General features: G+C 40.7%; 18 protein-coding genes and 1 pseudogene. 4 read left to right on the top strand and 15 right to left on the bottom strand.

Annotated elements, in window-relative coordinates; genetic code table 11:
• Positions 1-53: 53 nt before the first annotated feature.
• A complete protein-coding gene (locus ASG46_RS03690) occupies positions 54-1223 on the bottom strand; it encodes an FAD-dependent oxidoreductase (protein ID WP_056703224.1) in 1170 nt (389 codons plus the stop codon).
• 256 nt (positions 1224-1479) lie between these two features.
• Between ASG46_RS03690 and ASG46_RS03685 the strand changes: the two genes are divergently transcribed.
• From ASG46_RS03685 to ASG46_RS03680, 3 genes are all read left to right on the top strand, one after another.
• Positions 1480-1668 carry a hypothetical protein gene (locus ASG46_RS03685; RefSeq protein WP_056703221.1) on the top strand — a complete coding sequence of 63 codons (189 nt, stop codon included), beginning with the start codon at positions 1480-1482 and terminating at the stop codon, positions 1666-1668.
• 107 nt (positions 1669-1775) lie between these two features.
• Entirely contained in the window at positions 1776-1943 is a 168-nt protein-coding gene (locus ASG46_RS20385) for a YdhR family protein (RefSeq protein WP_125701701.1), read from the top strand.
• Positions 1944-2036: 93 nt separating this feature from the next.
• Entirely contained in the window at positions 2037-2807 is a 771-nt protein-coding gene (locus ASG46_RS03680) for a pentapeptide repeat-containing protein (protein WP_056703218.1), read from the top strand.
• A 43-nt stretch (positions 2808-2850) separates the two neighbouring features.
• Here ASG46_RS03680 and ASG46_RS03675 read toward each other — a convergent pair whose 3' ends face one another.
• The 6 genes from ASG46_RS03675 to ASG46_RS03650 form a co-directional block, all read right to left on the bottom strand.
• The gene (locus ASG46_RS03675; RefSeq protein WP_052320589.1) at positions 2851-3273 is read right to left on the bottom strand and encodes a cytidine deaminase; all 423 of its coding nucleotides are present in this window, start codon (positions 3271-3273) and stop codon (positions 2851-2853) included.
• A gap of 225 nt (positions 3274-3498) precedes the next feature.
• Positions 3499-4425 (bottom strand): alpha/beta hydrolase fold domain-containing protein, encoded by a 927-nt coding sequence (locus ASG46_RS03670; protein WP_056703215.1) that lies wholly within the window; start codon positions 4423-4425, stop codon positions 3499-3501.
• A 26-nt stretch (positions 4426-4451) separates the two neighbouring features.
• Positions 4452-4853, bottom strand: a complete 402-nt coding sequence (locus ASG46_RS03665; RefSeq protein WP_056703213.1) for a MerR family transcriptional regulator — start codon at positions 4851-4853, stop codon at positions 4452-4454.
• Positions 4854-5088: 235 nt separating this feature from the next.
• Entirely contained in the window at positions 5089-6564 is a 1476-nt protein-coding gene (locus ASG46_RS03660; RefSeq protein ID WP_056703210.1) for a glycoside hydrolase family 1 protein, read from the bottom strand.
• A 14-nt stretch (positions 6565-6578) separates the two neighbouring features.
• Positions 6579-8471, bottom strand: coding sequence for a beta-glucoside-specific PTS transporter subunit IIABC (locus tag ASG46_RS03655; RefSeq protein WP_056703207.1), 1893 nt, complete (start codon positions 8469-8471; stop codon positions 6579-6581).
• A 118-nt stretch (positions 8472-8589) separates the two neighbouring features.
• Positions 8590-9432, bottom strand: a complete 843-nt coding sequence (locus ASG46_RS03650; RefSeq protein WP_035700999.1) for a PRD domain-containing protein — start codon at positions 9430-9432, stop codon at positions 8590-8592.
• Positions 9433-9805: 373 nt separating this feature from the next.
• Between ASG46_RS03650 and ASG46_RS03645 the strand changes: the two genes are divergently transcribed.
• Positions 9806-10114, top strand: coding sequence for a DUF4870 domain-containing protein (locus ASG46_RS03645; RefSeq protein ID WP_056703204.1), 309 nt, complete (start codon positions 9806-9808; stop codon positions 10112-10114).
• Positions 10115-10167: 53 nt separating this feature from the next.
• Here the strand turns inward: ASG46_RS03645 and ASG46_RS03640 are convergent, their stop codons facing one another.
• The 8 genes and pseudogenes from ASG46_RS03640 to ASG46_RS03605 form a co-directional block, all read right to left on the bottom strand.
• On the bottom strand, positions 10168-11571 hold the full coding sequence (locus tag ASG46_RS03640; RefSeq protein ID WP_056703201.1) for a sensor histidine kinase: 1404 nt from the start codon (positions 11569-11571) through the stop codon (positions 10168-10170).
• A gap of 2 nt (positions 11572-11573) precedes the next feature.
• Positions 11574-12281: a response regulator transcription factor gene (locus ASG46_RS03635; RefSeq protein ID WP_008343743.1), complete on the bottom strand. Its 708-nt coding sequence runs from the start codon at positions 12279-12281 to the stop codon at positions 11574-11576.
• 131 nt (positions 12282-12412) lie between these two features.
• Positions 12413-13675, bottom strand: a pseudogene (locus ASG46_RS03630) (glucuronoxylanase).
• A gap of 44 nt (positions 13676-13719) precedes the next feature.
• A complete protein-coding gene (locus ASG46_RS03625) occupies positions 13720-15264 on the bottom strand; it encodes a glycoside hydrolase family 43 protein (protein WP_056703198.1) in 1545 nt (514 codons plus the stop codon).
• A 223-nt stretch (positions 15265-15487) separates the two neighbouring features.
• Positions 15488-16948, bottom strand: a complete 1461-nt coding sequence (locus tag ASG46_RS03620) for a CoA-acylating methylmalonate-semialdehyde dehydrogenase (RefSeq protein ID WP_041092751.1) — start codon at positions 16946-16948, stop codon at positions 15488-15490.
• 372 nt (positions 16949-17320) lie between these two features.
• The gene (locus tag ASG46_RS03615) at positions 17321-18652 is read right to left on the bottom strand and encodes an alpha-glucosidase/alpha-galactosidase (RefSeq protein WP_007499268.1); all 1332 of its coding nucleotides are present in this window, start codon (positions 18650-18652) and stop codon (positions 17321-17323) included.
• A gap of 31 nt (positions 18653-18683) precedes the next feature.
• On the bottom strand, positions 18684-19514 hold the full coding sequence (locus ASG46_RS03610) for a carbohydrate ABC transporter permease (RefSeq protein ID WP_056703195.1): 831 nt from the start codon (positions 19512-19514) through the stop codon (positions 18684-18686).
• A complete protein-coding gene (locus tag ASG46_RS03605) occupies positions 19514-20446 on the bottom strand; it encodes a carbohydrate ABC transporter permease (RefSeq protein WP_025207432.1) in 933 nt (310 codons plus the stop codon). The genes ASG46_RS03610 and ASG46_RS03605 overlap by 1 nt, the downstream gene beginning before the upstream one ends.
• Between the last annotated feature and the right edge of the window lie 12 nt (positions 20447-20458).

Here is a 20458-nt window from a genome sequence, read left to right as displayed (position 1 = left end):
GAATTGTTCATACTCTCTTTATAACATGTCAAAGTAAAATAGTAAATTGAGCATCAATCATCATCCTTTTGAAAAGAATTCATCATATCTGCAAGCTTGACCGCAGCGTCTTTTGAAAAACACAGTTTTAAACTATTCTCCGATTCATTAGCTTTTTTCGATGAATATTCGTACATCATGTCTTCGTATTCTTCAATCGCCTTTTCAAAATGATGAGGATGCCGGACAATAGCAAGTGCTAGCTCCCTTGCATCAAACATCGCCATGTTCACACCCTCGCCTGCGAATGGCGACATGACGTGAGCTGCATCACCGATAAGCGTTACTCCTTTATGACGATTCCATTTGAAACCGACAGGAAGCGTATAAATCCGTCTTGGAATGATGGCATCTTCTGCATAACGAATATAATTTTTCAGCTGATCATCCCAATCACTAAATAACGCTAATAATTGTTCTTTTGCTTCTTTCGCTTGATGAAACGGTATACCACAAGTCTCGATCCAGTTGCGTTCTACCATAAGGCTTGCATACACTTTGATTCGGCCATCTCCGTTTAACTGCCCAATCAGTCCTTTGTGGTCTGCCAAAGCAAACATCTTACCTCGTTTATTAAATGCAGCTAAATCAGGGTGGTTCACCTCTACGCTTAAGACATTCAGTTCTAGCATCGTGAGCCCAGAGTATTCAATCTCAATATCTGTTAACAGAGGACGCACACGAGAAAAAGCACCATCTGCCCCAATTAAAAGATCAACTGTCTCGACAACCCCGTTTTCAAAATGAAGCTCTGTCATACCACTTTCTAATGAAACGCATCTTTCTAGTTTATATCCATATTTGATGGTTTCAGCATCAATTGGTTCTAACAGTAGTTCACATAACACACCACGATCAATTTCCGGGCGAGTACCTTTTTGATCTGATTCCGTTTCTTCATCTAAATAAATTCTTCCTGATTTATCAAGTAATCGGAAATCTTCCCCTTCATAGCGGGCGTTCTTTTGAAATTTCTCATAAACTCCTGCTTCTTTTAAGGCTTTTTGACCTGTTTCTTCGTGAATATCCAGTGAGCCGCCTCGTTCAAGGCTCTTGTCATGCATCTCTCGTTCATAAATGGTTGTTTGTATACCGTAATTTTGCAAAATTAAGGCAAGTGTTAGTCCCCCAGGTCCTCCTCCGATGATAGCGATTTGCTTTTGATTCTTAGATAATGACGTCATCTTCTGCATCTCCTCATCCCTTTGTGGAAATCGTTTTAAATTCCATTTCATTTATATTATAACGAACATCGTTCGTAAAGAACAGTGTTCGTTAAAAATCGTTTGTTGTACGATTTTGTTTTCATGAAAAGAAACCCATCTCCCACCCTCATATGATACACTCCATCTAGGAAGGTTAAAGGTTGTCGAATCATAACAATGATACTTAGATCAGTAGGTCTCCAGTGTTCTCACTCTAAGTGTAAGAGGTGTTTCTATGAATAAATTATTGGCTATGTTGATATTAGGATTAGGCTTTAGTGGTGCCGCACTTATTCTTTCTATCCCTTTGTTATTCAAAGTCAAACCAGAACAATTTGAGCTGGTGTTTGCTGCTGGATCAGCGGGCGCTTTCGCAGTATTCGCTGTCTCATGCCTAGTTCTTCGAAAACGATTCAATCGCTAAAAAACCTAAACAACATCCACCATTATAACAATGGAGATGTGTTTAGGTTTTTGTGATTTACCTTAGTGTTCAGTCAAAGAATGTATACAAGCTGACCCTGATAGGGAATCTACTTATTCAAAACAAAAGAAACTGCTGAAACATATCACGATATGCACGCTAAACGAATCACTAGCTTTGGCATAATAGACATCAATGCGAAAATCTTTGATATGAATTCTGACATTCCTCATATCACAAAAGGTCCATTAAACGCATATCGTTTTGTGATATAATCTTGAGTCAAAGACAAGCGCTAAGAGAAAATGAACTGGCTGAATGGACATCATGAATGTGAAAAATTCTGTAGAAATGATAGGGTGATAGCGATGAGAAGACTTGAGTCTGGTATATCAGTAGACAACGAAACATTTTCTGATGTTGCCAGGTATGAAAACGAAACAATTAGCAGAACGACAATCATCAACTCAAATATTCGTTCTCCTATTTTTTGGAGCTGTCACTTGGATCATCTTGTATTTGATACGTGTGATCTGACGAATGCGAGATTTTTTGCCGGTAGTACGATTGATCATTGTACTTTTAGTCATTCAGACTTGCGCTCTGTGGGCATTGGCAAAAACGAAGCTGTCTTCACCAATTGCGAATTTTCTTCCTGCGATATGAGGGGTATGACATTGGAGAATGCTACGTTTATCGATTGTACTTTCTCTAATTGTAGATTCAATGACCGTGTTTTACAGGCAGCGAACATCGTCAATTGTACCTTTGCTGGTAAGCTAATAGATATAACGTTTGAGGGAAATGGCAAACAAAAGCTGATCGCCAATTTTGAAAACTGCACCCTTGATGGTGTTCGTTTTATAGGCTGTGACCTAGCGGTATGTATTCCGCCAGCATCCAAAAACCATTTATATGTTGAACATGTATCTGCACGTGTGAAAAAGGCCTTGGAGAAGATAGATGATGATGATCCTACTCTTTCTGACGATGATCGTAAAATACTAGTACGCAGTCTGCGGAAGCTTGAACAAATGGAACAGTATATTTTTAACACGAAATATATGGAGAACATACATGGGGCCGCTTTTGTTGAACGCTTTTTCAGTCACCTTGGATGTAGCAAGGATCACATGTAACGTTTGCTACATCTCTTTTCCTATTTTATCTTTATGTGGTACATCAGTTTCGAGTATATTTGAGCGGAATGAGTTCTTCGATTTTCACCTTGACCAGCTCCCCATCCATATCAAGGATGACAAAACATGTTGGTCCAAAGTCTGAAATGAGCTCTCGGCAGATGCCACAAGGGCTGACTACTCTAATTCTTCTATCTTTTTCATCTGAATAAGGGTGTCTCACTGCAACAATTGTATCAAAATCTTTGTATCCATTCGATAAAGCGCTGCCAATCGCAATGGCTTCTGCACAAACAGTTACCCGTCCGATATAGGCTTCTATATGGACAGCTGATATGATTTCTCCTGTTTTCATCCGGATAGCTGCTCCTACATGATGCTTGTCATCTTCATAAAGACTGATAATCTTCTTTTTTGCTTCGTCTATTAATTCGATATCTTCTTGTGATAGATCAAACGTTTTCATCGCGTTTCCCCTTTCACCTCACTGCTCGTATGTATTATACCAAACATGAGGTGATGAACTAAACTTCACTCCCCTTTACTAACCAGCCAAAAGACCGTTTAATCTGTAGTGAATGGCCATTTTGAATTTATTTCATATTCAATTGAAAAAGGCTGCTTTCAAGTAAGCAACCTTTTCCCTTATTTACATCAGAACATGTACCCTTTCTAGGTGTGAACTGAATCCCTATCGATTGATCACTTGAATGATTTTCTTCAGAGCATCTGCCGCTTCTGGAATTGGCATGACAACAAACACATGCAGCATTTCAGGATAAACAAAGGTTTTGATGTCCATTCCTTGTGCTGATAGTTTTTCATCGAGCTTTATGGCATCTGGATATAACATATCATGTGTTCCGATAAAATGAGTGATCTTCCCGAGCCCTTTAAAGTCACCGTAAATCGGACTAATCAATGGATCTGTGAGACTTTGATCAGCAGCCCACAATTTTGTGATGACTTCCATTCCTTCATGACCTAGAATCGGGTCCTTTTTTGCATATTCAAAAATGAGAGGGTTGCTCATACTCATATCAACACACGCAGATAGTAACACGATATCCTTTGGCTGCGGCAGATCTTCCTTCTTTAAAAGGTGCGCAAGACCAAGTGAGATGTTTCCGCCAGCTGAATCTCCCATGATCGTCAATTGATTGGCACTTCCGGCAGTTTTCAGAAGGTCTTTATATAGGTTAAGCATTTTCGGATACGTATCCTGGTTGCTATAATGAGGTACCTTTGGGTAAATAGGAGCGACTACTTTCGCACCTAGTGATTGCGCCATTTTATCCATGAACAACCAATGGACATTCAAAGGCTGATTTGTCCACGCACCACCATGTAGATAGAGAATGACTTTTTGATTTTGTGATGCTTGTTCATTCAATGTGAAAACTTGCATGCCTTCGAAAGTCTGCTCTTGTACCTCACTGATTAAATTCACATCATCCCCAATGGCATGAGGCTGCGTATTTTCATTTCCTTTTTGCCCAAGAAATTTTTTTGTCTGTTCGATACTAGAAAAACTCTCTTTATTACTTTGCGAAGCGAATAATGTTTCAAATTGAATACTTTCTTTAGAACGTTCACCATGATACATTTCTACACTCATTTTTTTCTCTCCTTCACCCAATAGGTTTATTGATCATCCTGCTTTGGAACACGAAATGATTCCAAGTAGACTTGTACTTTTTTTTCAGGGGTTTTTAATAAGTTAGATAAAAGGTCTTGAATGAGACGAAGGCTTTTAATTTTCTTTTCAATTTCTTCATGTTTAAGATGGACAACTTGTCTTAGGGTATCAAGGTCTATATCTTGACTTAGCATGTCCATAATTTCAGCTATTTCCTTTAATGAATAACCGAGCGTTTTTGCATCTTTGATCAATTGAATTTTCACAACATAGTCGTCTGTATAGAATCTGTAACCGTTTGAACGTCGTCTTGGAGCAGGTAATATGTTGTGCTCTTCATAGTAACGAATTGCGGCAGGACTTACTCCTGTTTTTTTGGCAAGTTCTCCTCTAGTCATCAACTCCATCGTTACTCCTTTTTTATTATTTTGTTTTACTATATGTACATTATAAAGGTTGAACTATACTTCAAGGTCAAGGTGAAACATTTTTCGGCCAACTTTTGTTATCAAATGATTGTAGCAAAGAGATCTCTAGTGCTTGCTATGACATAATTGAGGTTACTTTTCGGTAAACAAAAAAACACCATCGTACCCGGCCAATTAAGGCGGATGCAATGGTGTCATCATCATTCCATCTGGATTATGATAAATCTTCCCCATTTGTTGCAATCACTTTTTTGTACCAGTAGAAGGAATCTTTTTTGTAACGATTTAATGTCCCATTCCCTCTGTCGTCTTGATCTACATAGATCAAACCATAGCGTTTACTCATTTGAGATGTTCCGCAGCTAATTAAGTCAATACAACCCCATGGTGTATACCCCATTAAGTCGACACCTTCTGTGACTGCTTCTTTCATCTGTTCAATATGTTGTTTTAAATAATCAATTCGATAATCGTCGTGAATTTCTCTGTCTGGTGTCAATGTATCTCTTGCGCCAAGTCCGTTTTCACAAACAAATAAAGGTTTTTGGTATCTGTCATACAGTTTAATTAATGAAATGCGCAGACCCATTGGATCTATTGGCCAATCCCATTGTGATAACTCCAAATGCTCATTTTTAATTGGACTATCAAATGTACCCGCTAGCTCGGCTGCATCTTCTCGGGCTTCTGCTACGTGGGACATATAGTAGCTGATCGCCACAAAATCAACGATGCCCTCTTTCAAAATTTGCTCATCCTGCTCTTCGATATCAAGTTTGATGTCGTTGTCAGCAAAATATTTCACCATGTATGTTGGATATTCACCTCTAGCTTGAACATCCGGATAGAACATATTCAATTGGTTCGATTTTACCGCTTGCAGCTGGTCCTCTGGTTTCGTTGTTTTTGCATAGGCTTCAATTTGGTTAATCATACAGCCAATTTGTGCATGTGGAATGATTTCTTTTGCAGCCTTCACTGTGAGAGCGCTGGCGATAAATTGGTGATGTGATGCTTGATACGCAGCCTGTAATTTATGGTCTACTAGGTCCTCTAAAATTCCAGCACCGGTGTAAAGGCTGTTGAGGTTCATATTCATTTCGTTGAATGTAATCCAATACTTCACTTTATTTTTATATCTTTCTAAAATGGCGCGGGCATATTTTTCAAACAACGGGACAAGCTCTCTACTCATCCAGCCATTATATTTCTCTGTTAAAGTAATCGGCATTTCGTAATGAGACATCGTGACTAGCGGTTCAATTCCATATTTCGCACACTCATCAAATACGTTATCGTAAAAAGCCAATCCTTCTTCGTTCGGCTTGTCTTCTAAACCAGTTGGAAAGATTCTTGCCCATGAAATAGACAAGCGAAACACTTTAAAGCCCATCTCTGCAAATAGTGCAATATCCTCTTCATATCGATGGTAAAAATCGATTCCGCGTCTTTTCGGGAAATCAAATTCATCGGGTTGTTCCTTGTATCTTGTTAATTCAGCTGAACTCACATCGAAAGTAAAGTTGTTCACTTTTCCTTTTTCATAAGGATCTTTATATGCAGCAAAGTCTGATGTCGACAGGCCCTTGCCACCTTCTAAGTATGCGCCCTCTATTTGATTGGCAGCAGTTGCGCCACCCCATAAAAAATCATCTGAAAATCCTTTTTTTAATTCTTTCATTTCAATCATCCCTTCTCTTTATATTAGTGAATAAGCATTAAGAGCTTATTTTGACCTGCGGTGACATGAGCGTCACCTGTATGAATCACATCAAGGTATTGCGTTGAATTTGTGACGATAATAGGTGTCACTACATCTAAATGGTTTGATTGAATGCCTTCTATATCAAACGATAATAAATGATCCCCCGTCTTTATCTTATCGCCCTCTTTTACCAGTACATCAAAGAATTGGCCGTTTAGGCTGACCGTATCAATCCCCACGTGGATCAATAATTCAATCCCATCATCTGAAACGAGTCCGATGGCATGTTTAGTAGGTGTAACAGTCACTACTTTTCCTGAGAACGGTGCTTGTACCACCCCCTTATCAGGCAAAATTGCGACTCCCTTCCCCATCATTTCACTTGAGAACACGGAATCATTCACTTCAGATAAAGGAATGACCTTTCCACTCATAGGTGCTTGAACTTCATAAGGGTTTGTTTGCTTAGACATTTGTTGATTCTCTGTACTCTCAGTGTGATTTGGCTTTTCTGCTGCTTGCTCGTTAAAAGCCGTTACAGACTCCTGAAATCCAAGGAGAATGGTGATGAGAAGTGACACGATGAAGCTAAGGGCGATTCCAATCAGAGCCAGCTGAAAATTATTTGTCCCTTTCATAATGTAAGTTGGCAGTGAAGTAATGCCTGGGATCGAAAAGGCTGTCGTTTTAACTGAAAATAAACCGTAAAAACATCCACCGACTGCGCCGCCAATTAATGAAGCATAAAAAGGTTTTTTTAGTCTAAGTGTGACTCCATAAATGGCTGGTTCTGTGATCCCGAAGAAACTAGGAAGCAATGTTGAAAGCGCTAAAGACCTTGTTTCTACCCGCTTGGTGCGGATGATGACACCTAAAACAGCGCCTGCTTGTGCCATATTCGCAATGAAATTCATTGGAAGCAGCATGATATCGTAACCCACTTTTTCAAAGCTGGCTAACGTGCTTGGGAAGAATGCGTAATGCATTCCAGTTAACACAATGAGTGGCATAAGGCCCCCCATTAATAAACCGGCAATCGGACCAGCGAAATTGAACAATGAAGTGAAAAAGATTTCTAAATATTGCCCAGAAACGTTCCCAATAGGAGCGATAAAAGCCAGTGTAAGAGGAGCCGTGATCATCAGGCTCAGTACCGGTGTAAATACGATACTTAAGGATTTTGGGATCGCTTTTGTTATCCACTTATCGACAAAACTTAGTAATAGCACACCTAAAATAATTGGTAATACAGAAGATGTGTAATTATTTAGTGGAATACTTAACCCTAATAAATTTAACGGATCTGCTCCTTTTGCTGCACCTTCGACCATCGTTGGATATAGTAAAATCCCTGCTAATGCGAGCGCAAGAGATTCTCGCGTTTTAAATTTCTTCGCTGCCGAATAAGCAATGAGGAAAGGTAAAAAGTAAAAGACAGCATTTGAAAAAATTTGAAGTACTTGATAGGTAGAACTTGTCTCCGTCAGCCAGCCTAAGCTAACGAACAGTGCCATGATTCCTTTGATCAATCCACTACCAACAATCGCTGGCAAAATAGGTGTGAAAATCCCGCTGATCACATCGAATACGACTTCAATTGGGTTCATCTTTGACGTGTTTTTAACAGGAGCAGAATCATTGCTACTATGACCGGCCAGATGATCGATTTCCTCATAAACCTCTGCTACCTTTGCTCCAATAATGACTTGGAACTGTCCACTTTGGAATTGAGCACCTAAAACACCATCTAATGTTTTCAGCTCATCTACTTTTACCTGACTTTCATCGTTGAGATTAAATCTTAGCCGTGTGATACAATGCCAACTTTGAGATATATTTTCGGTTCCACCAATTAATTTCACAATTTTTCCAGCCAATTCTTTGTTTTCCATGCTTTCACCCCTTCATTTTCACAAAAAAAACCTAAACAAAATCCACCATAGAAAAGATCATTCTTTCTCATGGAGATTTGTTTAGGTTAATGCTTTTTCATAACACGCCTAAAAGAAATCATTTATTTTTTTGGTGTTCCTTTGTGATTCGCTCAATATGGATGACTAAAAAAACAAGTTCGTCTTCTGTCACATTCCAATTGAATTCTCGTTTTAACATTTCTTTGATGATCAATCCGCAGGCATAACTCTTCATATAACGATCCTGTATTAATTCTTTTAACGAGTCATCCATCTGCTGCGGTGGTTGATTGGTTTCCTGCCTGACAATAAAATATCTCAAGTGGGTAATAAACCTCGAATAATTAATGGATGATTTATCCAATATCATCTCGAAAATATTTTGAATGATTTTGACGATTTCTTTCGTCAGGTGAGTCATCTTAATGGTGTCTCCCATAGACTGACCATCTATTTGAGCGTTTACAAAATGCAGGGCAATGAATGAAGCTTCAGTATCTTCAAAAGAAATGCCCATCATCTTTTGAATAATTGTCAGTGCTTTTTTCCCGACTTGATATTCTTGAAAATAGAGATGTGGAATTTCCCACACAATGGGGTTTTCATACGCCATTTTTTCTTCGTGCCTTTGAATAGCGAAGGTGAGATGATCGGATAGCGAAAAGAGCACGCTGGAACCTAACTTCTTATTCAACATCTCTTCGCCTACGCGAATGATTTTTTCAGTTAATAAAAGGATATCAGTTGGGATAGCGGCAAGTTGAGATTCTAATGGAGACGTCTGATCGGAATAAAATGTCTTACTGACAGCGCTCTCATCAAGTGTATCACCTTTCTTCTTTTTAAAACCTATTCCTGTTCCAAACACAACGACTTCATTTTGAGCCTCTGTTAGAGCTAATACGATATTATTATTTAAAACTTTAACGACGGTGAACATCCTCATCCCACCTTACCTAAAATGCTAAAAAAGCATAAAAAAACACCAAAATCTCAGCAAACAACGTACAAATGTACAATCTGTTTACCTGACTTGGTGGTGCCTGATCATATCAGTAACACTCCTGCATCGGTTACGACTTTATTTTAAATAGATGGATGACCAAAGTCAACTATTTTTTTCTGAAAAAATAGATTGAAATACCCAGAATCATTTTATCTTTCCTTGTCTTTTTACAGTTTAACATATTTAAGGTTGCTGTAAGGTTCGGATTAATACGAGTTAAGGTTGAGGTTGTACAATGGGTTTGTAAGGAATTGAGGGATGAGTCAAATGGTCCCCTCTTCTAAATCAATCATAGAGGTGAAAAGCTTTGAGAGAAAATAAAATTTTGTCTTCATTATGTTACTTCAGTATCTTTTTTGCACCATTTCTATTTCCGATTATCGTTTATTTCTTAGGAAAAGACGAAGTGAAACACCATGCGAAAAAATCACTATGGACACACATTATTCCTTATTTGATTTTCGGTCTTGGTATTGCCGGTTCAGGTTTACTTGGCATGAACGATATCAGTCATGCTGGTCCGTTCTTAATTGCAACGTATGCTGTGACATTCCTTGTGGCGATCTACTTCTTCATTTGGAACATTGTGAAAGGCATTAAAGTGTTTTCAGAATAAGAGTTAGAAAAAACGGTTCTGTGATTGATCAGAACCGTTTTTTGTATGTCCGTTTAAGCGGGTAATTGGATATCAATCGTTGTTCCTTCTCCTATTATACTTTGTATTGTAATATCTCCCCCGTGTTTTTGGATGATATCTTTTGCAATCGCCATTCCAAGACCTGAGCCTGCATGTGTCCCTCCTGTATTCGTCCCTCTATAGTAGCGGTCAAATACTTTTTCTAGCTCTGCCTCTTCAATTCCTTTGCCGTTGTCTTGAATGGTGATGTGGGTATGTTCTTTTTGTTCAAGCTGTACAATGATTTTCACATCAGCATCATTGTGAACAAGGGCATTTAAAATGAGATTGGTGACCGCTCTTCTTATGAGGATCGTATCAATATTCAGCATAAGCTTGTCTACATTTGTTTGTAGCTCAATGGTCTGATCTGCATATCTCGAATCGTTGAGGATATCAATTAACGTTTCACGCAGCAATGGCACAATGTTCACCAGTTCTTTATGCAGCATCATGTCGTTATTTTTCAGCCTTGTTGTTAAATTGAGATCCTCCATCACATCTTTGATGTACAGTGATTTATTCTCTATGATGCTGGCATAATGTCTAATGTCTTGATTTGAAAGAGGATAATTTGGATCTTTCATGATTTCTGCATAGCCTTGAATAGAGGATAATGGTGTTTTAATATCATGAGAAATATGACTGATCCACTCTTCCCGCATTTGCTCTAATTTGTCTTTTTCTTTTTGGCTTGAAGCGAGCTGCTCGGATAAGTGATTGACATTATAGAACACATCTTTATATATCCCCTTCGTTGGCAGCTTTGTCGTATAATCTCCGTTTGCGAGCCGCTGGATGCCATAAATGGCACGGCCGAGCGGTTTGATGAGTTGCCGGCTGAATAAGTATCCAATGAATAAGGCAATGATGGCATCAATCGATAATAAAATCATCGTCCCGATATTGAATTGCGATATTAATTCTTTCGTATCAAAAGAAAATAAATATTTTCCGATGGAAGGGTCCTTAAATCCGATGAAGTAGCTGTATTCCTTACCCTTTCCATTTTTCCCTCCAGCATAGATCGTCGACATCAATTGCTTATCTTTATATTTATGTAAGTTTACAATTTCTATAGGTGTGTATTTGCTCTTTATGCCTTTAGGTGCTAGTGCATGATAGACGTCTTGTCCATTTTCGTCTAATATTTGAATCCACGCATTTTGTTGTTTTAAGGCTTGCTGTCCTTCTTTACTCACAGTGATATTTTGATTAGACAAGGTGATGTATTGTTCAAATGTTCTTGTGAAGGTTTCCGGCGTATTTTCTTCGTTTTGCTGACTGCTTGCTTGTAGTACAAGCCATATCATGAATCCAAATAAGTTAATAAAGACCGTGATAATGGTCACGATAATGACAGAGACCATGTATCTGCCTGTTAATCGCCATTTCATCTTTACGCATCCTTTACAACAAATTTATAGCCAAGTCCTTTGACCGTCACGAGAAATTCTGGTGTAGATGGGGAATGTTCTATTTTTTCCCGCAGTCTTCGTATATGAACCATTACCGTATTATCAGAACCGAAGAAATCCTCTCCCCAAACCGTTTGATAAAGCGTTTCTTTACTGATGACGCGATTCGGATGCTGCAAGAAATAAGTCATCAACATAAGTTCTTTCGGTGTGAGTTCAATTGCCGCTCCGTTTTTCGTCAGTTCGGCTTGCTGCTCGTTTAACTCAAATGGTCCTTTTTTGATCACGGGCTCCGCTTGAGAAGGCTGTAAGTAGGATGACCGTCTTAGCTGGGCTTTTACCCGGTAGGCGACTTCTTTTGGACTGAACGGTTTTGTAATGTAATCATCGCCGCCAATGGCAAGTCCTACAATTTTGTCTGATTCCTCTCCCTTTGCTGATAAAAAGATAATCGGAACATGTGAGACATCTCTGATTTGTTTGCAAATATCGTAGCCTTCTCCGTCTGGCAGCATAATATCCAGTATGACGAGATCTGGTTGTTCTTGATGAAATTGCGTGAGCCCATCACGGGCAGTTGAAGCTGTTAACACCTGGTCAATGCCTTCTCTTGTTAATACGGTATGGATTAATTCTAAAATTTCTTTTTCGTCATCTATAATCAATACTTTGCTTTGAACCTTTGGCATGATGATCACTCTCCTGAAGTAATTGTTATTATTATACCCAAAGTGTTGACGTCGTGAAAAATCAACTTACTATTTACACAGAAAAAAGCCAATTTTCTTTTTTAATGAGAAAATTGGCTTTTCGTGTTTCTCTAGCGTTTGACCACAAATGTTGTCACACTTTGAGCAGGGAGATGCGCCCAAAATTGATTTCCTGATATGTTTAAGTCAGTTCCAGGTTGAAGGTTGCTGCTGCCGCTCGTCACCCATCTAGACGCCTGAGAAACGGAGCCATTTTGCACGACGAAGTGTTGATTGACCCCTGCATTGTTTTTATTAATCGCCACAATGACGACCTGATTGTTTCCTTTGTAGGCTGAGACGAAAACATTCGGTTCAGGGCTTTTCGTTGCATCAATTCTGACGAAACCTGGTCGCACAAACTTGGAGAAATGCGCCATGTTGTATCCACGCTTGCTAATCATTCCATCTTCCGTCATAGGACCGTATGATCTCCTAATGTACCACCACACATACGCCTGAAAATCCCCTTCCACCATTGAATGGTGAATATGCTCTGATACCCCTAATGCCTCAGGCCAGCGGTCCGCTGAATTGTTATCACTATTCGGATAGTAGACCTCTGTCATCCATAGCTCTTTCCCTGCCCCTTTTTGTTTGAAAAGAGGGTACGGAAGCTGGCTAATTTGGGTTCCGTATAGATGAGCGCCGAGAATGTCCATATTCCTAAGCGCCTGCGGATCGTTTAAGATAGGATCTGAGATATTCTTAAGGTATTGAAAAGATTCTGGTGCAATCACACGTGCATTAATGGAGCCGGCATTTTCTCTCATGAATCGCAGGATTTCCTGAGGTGTCCATCATGTCCATTCGTGTGCATAATCGGGCTCGTTTTGAACAGAAATCGCATAAAGATTGACTCCGTTGTTTTTCATGTAAGTGACAAAATCATTCAGATGCTGAGCATATGCTGCGTATTGATTGTATTTAAGCCGCTTGGCAGGTGATCCATTCCGGTTGAATGTTTCAACCATACTGCTTGGAGGATTCCAAGGGGAAGCAATGACTAGAGCACCATGCTCGATCGCTCGTTTGGCCGTCGCGACTTCTCTGCTCCAATTGTTTCTGTTTTCGTCTACATAAATTCTAAGAATGGAAAACCCTAACTGATTTTGTCCATTGCCAAAGGCGGTTTCCCTTTGTGGTGCTGTCAAATCACCAATCCAAGCTGGATGGTTCATTCCGCCAAAACCACGAATCACTTGTCTTTCTGCGTTGAGGTTAATGTTTGCGTCAGCTGCTGATACTTCAGCTACTCCGGGGCCTATGAACATGACAGATAGCATGGTGAAACACACCAATAAAGCAAGCATTGGTTTTTTTACACATGACATCAAATTTTCCACTCCTCTATCAAACATTTAAGCACCTTTATTCGCTACCTTTGAGTAAACTGCCAAGAATCAAATTGGAATAGATTTCCCCCGCCTGTTCCGGTAAAGACAAAAAATACGTTGTGCACTCCGGATGCGCCGTTAATCGATGTTTCTATTTCCCGCCAGTTTTGTGTTCCACCGGTGGAAGGGACATTCAGTGTACCGACCAGTCTGCCGTTCGCGCCGCCAAGGCGTACTTCTATTTTCCCGCCTACTGTCGATGCGACATTGGCTTTAAATGTTCTAGCGCCATTTGAACCAAAGTCTACATTCCCTAAAGCCACCCAATCGCCGTTTTGAATGTTGGTGACATGCTGGTTATTCACTGGTCCTCCTGGTGCTGACGAGGCTTCTGTCAAAATGCGTCCATTCCAAGCGAATGTTTCAGCTTCAACACGTTGATATGGGTTCAGATTAGATAGCTGTTTCACTCCTTCATAATTGGCTGCTACTTCTCGAAGGGAGCCATCTGCATTATGCACCAGTTTGTTAATATGTGGAGAGCGATAGCCTTTGCCGCTTCCGTATAATGCAGAACTAACGGTTTGCGTATGATACACGACATACCACTCGTTTTTAAAATTGAACACCGCATGATGGTTGTTACCGCTGCCACCAAAAAAAGCACCCGGATTTTTCAGAAAGTGTCCTTTATACGTGAAGGGTCCCATCGGACTTGAGCTCGTCATATAGCCGATTTCACCGGGTGGTTTATCAGCAGGATGTGAGCCGCCAAAATTGATGCAATAGGAATAGTAATAGGTACCGTTATACTTATGCATCCCTGAATCTTCAAACATAAAAGGAGCATCAATGGTGGATGCGCTACTGGCCACACTTGTCATATCAGCACCTAGCTTCAGGACTCTTGCTGTTTTAGGATTTGCCCATTGTCCCTGCGTTGGATTGGAACCGCCTGGAACGCCACCGCCGGCATATAGATAACCAGTACCGTCATCATCTACAAATACGGCCGGATCAAAAAGCCATACAACTCCGGACATGCCAGGTGTACTTGGCGTAACGAGCGCTTTTCCAATTGGATCAGTCCATGGACCAATCGGGCTGTCTGCTGTAAGGACTCCAATCCCTCCGCCGCTGTTAGCGAAATAAAGGAAAAATTTATCCTTTCCGTTGATCTTCTTTACCGCTGCTGATGGGGCCCATGATGCGCCTGCCCATTTGGCAATGCCTCTGCCGCCGTTTGCCCCATTTGCCCCCGCTACTGGAATCGCTCCGTGATCGGTCCAGTTGACCATATCCGCCGAAGAGATGACGAATACTCTATTCAGATTTGCAAATGAATTGTCCTTAATCGTTCCGTTGCTTTGATATTCATAGTCATCACTCGACATATAAAGGTACACTCTTCCGTTATAGGTAAGCGCAAACGGGTCTGCTCCTAAGTGATGATCAATGAGCGGGTTTGCATTTCCTACTTGCTTGGCAATAGGAGTGCTTGCCGCATTTGCTTCATATACCGGCAAACAACTCAGTACCAAAGTGAAGATCAATAAACAAACGCTGCACTTCATCCTCGTCCTCATCGTGTCATTTCCTCCTGTTTTCATCTTCCTGATATTGGGGTTTAGGCCCAATTTCAAATTATGTTGATGTTTCGTGATGAAGAATGAATACAAAGAATGATTTCTCCCTGTGAATCCTTGTAAAGAGTGCGATGAAAACCCTTACTTTTTAACTAGAAGACAACAAAAAAATGCAGTCTCCATGTTGGAGCTGCATTCTTCCTCAATGTTCAATAAATGTAGGCTACATATAACGAGCGGTCACCATTTTCTTTCTCGTGTAAAACTCTACTCCGTCTGTTCCATTGGCGTGCAAGTCTCCGTAGAAGGAATCTTTCCAGCCGGAAAATGGGAAGAAAGCCATTGGAGCAGGAACACCAATGTTAATGCCTAACATGCCGGCTTCGATGTTTTCACGAAATTCTCTTATGCTTGAAGCGCTGTCTGTGTATAGGCAGGCACCGTTTGCGAATTTTGATTGATTGGACAGGTCGATTGCTTCTGCGAGTGATGAGACACGGACAATGGATAAGACTGGGGCAAAAATCTCGTCCTGCCAGATTTTCATTTGATTTGTGACATGATCAAAGATCGTTGGTCCGACAAAATACCCTTCTCCATTTGTTTCGTTATCTTGTCTGCCATCACGAATCAGGCTTGCGCCTTCTTCAATTCCTGATTGGATATATTGAAGAGTTCGTTCTTTATGCTCTTTCCGAATGACTGGTCCGAGAAAGACATCTTCATTTATTCCGTTTCCGATGACAAGCTGGTTGGATTCATCGACCAATTGTTGAATCAAGTCGTCTGCCACGTCTTCTTCCACTGCGACAACGGCTGCTGCCATGCAGCGTTCACCTGCTGATCCAAAAGCAGCGCCAATGATCTGTTTTGTGGCCGATTCTAAATCAGCATCTTTCAAGACGATGGAGTGATTTTTTGCACCGGCAAGTGCTTGTACACGTTTACCATGTGCTGTCCCTTTTTTATAGACGTATTCTGCGACTGGCTGAGAGCCGACAAACGAAATGGCTTTTACCTTTTCATGTTCAAGCAGACCGTTTACTACATCGTGGGCGCCGTTGACAATGTTGAGCACACCTTTTGGAAGTCCCGCTTCTTCAAATAGTTCTGCTAACCGTGCAGCAAGGATTGGCGTCCGTTCTGAAGGTTTTAAAACAAATGTATTTCCGCAAGCGATGGCAAGCGGGAACATCCAGCATGGGACCATCATCGGAAAGTTAAACGGGGTAATGCCGCCGATGACGCCAATTGGGTAGCGGTACATGCCAGACTCTAGACCAGTCGCAATATCAGGTAGTTGTTTCCCCATCATTAAGGTTGGTGCACCAGCGGCAAATTCCACACATTCAATTCCTCGTTGCACCTCTCCTTTTGCTTCTGTTACACTTTTTCCGTTTTCCAGCGTGACGAGTTCAGCTAACTCATCCCATTTCTCAACGAGTAACTGTTGGTATTTAAATAAAATACGTGCGCGCCGGGGAACAGCTGTTTTAGACCAAGTGGTGAACGCTTCTTGTGCAGCTTGGACTGCATGTTCTACATCCGTTTTTGTTGAAAGCGGTACTTCTGCGATAACCTCGCCAGTAGCTGGATTATAAACAGCTTCCGTTTGGTTCGTTTCGGCGTCCACCCATTGTCCGCCAATATAATTTTTCAACGTTTGTACATCTGTTTTGGTCATGTTCCCTCTCTCCTCTTTGTTTGGATTGTGATGCAATCGTGTGTTGATTTATCGTCATTGTCTCATCTAAGGGGCCTTCATCTGTATACACTCTTTGTCAAATGAAACCACAGTTCTGCTTTACGTTCTGATAAAACATGTGAAGTCTATACCTTCTAGCTCTTTTGGTTCCGAAGATCTGTCCCCCTTTTAGGTCGTTTTGTCTGTTTGTCATGTGGCATGATCATGTTAACTAATTGATGATGTATTTTTGGTTAACTGTTGGTTAACTTTAGAAAAATCATAATATTAAAAACGCTTCCAGTCAATGATCAGTTTGTTGATCTAAAAAACCTGATGCCAAGTGCATCAGGCTAAGACTGTTTATGTTAGTTATTTAGAAGAAATTGCGTATTGACTCGGCTCTGTATAAGCCGGGAGCATCTCCCCGTGTGCTTCAATTAATTCATTACATAGTTTGATGGTGTCATCAATTGATAATTCAGCACTTGTATGCGGGTCTAATAATGCCGCTTGGTAAATGTGTTCTTTTTTGCCGCTGATTGCAGCTTCAATCGTCATGAGCTGTGAGCTGATATTGGTCCGGTTGAGTCCAGCCAATTGTTCAGGTATCTCTCCGATATAACATGGCATGATACCGCTCCGGTCTGCAACACATGGCACTTCGACACAAGCTTTTTCAGGAAGGTTGTGAATGAGTCCTCCTGTGTTCAGTACATTTCCACCAAATTTAAAGGGAACGTTCGTTTCAATCGCTTCAATGATACGTGAACCATATTCTTTAGAGCGCGTATGCGTGATTTGTGTGTTTCCCACAAGGTCATGTTTCATCGTATTCCAATTGTTGATTTGTTCCTCGCAGCGTCTTGGGTATTCATCGAGCGGAATGTTAAACTGTCCAATCAGTTCTGGATAACGAGATTTGATAAAATACGGATGATATTCTGCATTGTGCTCTGAGGATTCGGTGACATAGTAGCCGAATTTATCCATTAGTTCAAAACGAACCATATCAGGATGCCGCGTTTTTTGTTTTTCTTTTGCTCTTGCTTTGATTTCTGGATACAAGTCTTGACCGTCTCGTTTCACTTCTAATAACCATGCCATGTGATTAATGCCGGCAATTTTTTCTTCAATGCCTTCATGGTCCATTTCAAGTGATTGAAATAAATCTTTCGTACACACCTGTACGCTATGGCAAAGACCAACCGTTTGAACCCGAGTATAACGCAGCATAGCGCCAGTCAATGTGGCCATTGGATTCGTGTAATTTAATAATAAGGCGTGTGGACATACTTCTTCCATATCCTTTGCGAAGTCGAGCATCACGGGAATGGTTCGAAGTGAACGGAAAATACCGCCGATGCCAACCGTATCCGCAATCGTTTGTCTTAATCCATATTTTTTTGGAATCTCAAAATCAATAACAGTGCTTGGCTGATAGCCTCCTACCTGGATGGCATTGATGACATATTTCGCATTCTTTAAGGCTTCTTTCCGGTTGTGATACGACTGAATGGTCACATGTGCACCGTAGTTCTCTTTTAAGTGACGTAGCATCGTTTCTGATTCTTTCAGCCGGTTGTGGTCGATATCATATAACGCAAATTCAAAGCCGGCAAGTGCGGGAACGAACAGACAATCTCCTAATATATTTTTAGCAAACACGGTACTTCCTGCACCGATAAATGTAATTTTAGACATAGACGACACTCCTTTTTACATCAAGGTTGGATTACCCTTTAACAGAGCCTTGAGACAGCCCTGCGATAAAGTATTTTTGCAAAAGTAAAAACATCGTGACCATTGGCAGCATCGCAATAAGAGCAGCGGCGCCAACGAGCTGGAGTTGGTGTTGATTTTGACCAAAGAAATTGGATAAGGCGACTGTAAGTGTATGCATCTCTTTATCTTGCAAGAAGAAGATGGCAAATTGATAGTCGTTCCAAATATACACACAGGCAATGATTAAAACAGAAGCGGTAATCGGCTTCAGCAGCGGAAAAACGACGGTGAAAAAGACTCTGAGTGTTCCCGCGCCATCAATACGAGCGGCTTCTTCAAGCTCCTTTGGAATCGTCGACCGGATAAAACCGGCATATAGAAAAATCGTCAGTGGCAAAAAAGCAGCAACATTGTTTAAAATAGCGATTTGATAAGTATTCATCATGCCAATTTGTACAACCATTTTGTATAAAGGGACAAGGGCTGTGAGCGGCGGTATGACCATAATGGAAATGAATAAGAGATACACCGCTTGATTCAGCTTTGTTCCTCTTCTTGCAAGCGGATAGGCGGCAAGTGATCCAAAGATGATGAGTAGGGCAGCCGAGCTGAACGTAATGATCACTGTATTCAAAAAGGACTGGCCAAGCTGAGCATCTGTCCATGCCATCAGAAAGTTTTCAAAATGAAGCGTTGATGGGAACAACCATTTTGAGCTAAAATCTCCTATCCCCTTTAGAGAGGTCGTGACTAAAATATAAAATGGAATCAGGTGAAGCAATGTAATCGAAAGGGCGAGTAAGGAGTACCATCTTTTCTTTCGTTTATAGGCGTTATCCATCACACCTCGGTCTCCTTTCGTTTGAAATAAATGAGCGCTGCGACACTTACGACAAGGATGATGACAGCCATGAAGACACCTTGCGTCGCTGCATAGCCTGCATCCTGCCGTTTGAAATACAAATCGTACATAAAAGTCGACATCGATTGCGAGGAATCTCCGGGTCCTCCGCCAGTGAGCGCGACAATGACATCAAATAATTTAAGTCCACCGATCACATTGAGCACAACATTGATGGTGATAGATGGCATTAAAAGCGGTAATGTGATGCGCCAAAATTGCTGAAGACCTGAAGCTCCGTCGAGTTGTGCTGCTTCATAATAATCTTTAGGTATGCTTTGGAGTCCTGCTAAATAAATGATCATGGCAATCCCGACGAATTGATACGTATTCACAAACACAATGATCCAAGTGTTTAGCTGCGGATTACCAAGTGCGTTCATTGGATCAAATCCAAAAAAGGTAACAACGTCGTTTAAAGCACCACCTTGGTACGCAAAGACAAAATACCAAATATAGCCCATAGCAATCGGGCTGATCATGACGGGTAGATAGATCACGGTTCTTGTGATGGCTCTCATTTTTAAACTTTGATTTAATAAGAGTGCATATCCAAGACCAATCATATTTTGTAAGATGGTGCTCCCGATGCCGTAAAGAAGGGTATTTTTCACAACAAGCCATGTAGTTGGATCTTGCAGCAATCGTTTGTATTGATCCAGTCCGATCCACTCATACTGTTGTGAGAAACCGTTCCAATTTGTAAAAGAGAGCTGAATCCCGTTAAAAAAGGGATAAATGATAAAAGCACTGACAACGAGAACAGCAGGCAGATACATCCACCAAAGTGAAGAATTTTGGCTATTTTTCATCTTCTGTTTTGGAAAAGAGGTAAATGTCGCCGCCTGTTTTTCTTTTGTGATGTCACTCATTCGCTTCACTCC

This window comes from Bacillus sp. Leaf49 (assembly GCF_001426125.1).
Taxonomy (GTDB): Bacteria; Bacillota; Bacilli; order Bacillales; family Bacillaceae; genus Bacillus; species Bacillus altitudinis.
The sequence above is the reverse complement of the archived record's forward strand: the minus strand, read 5'-3'. Positions and strand labels throughout refer to the sequence as shown.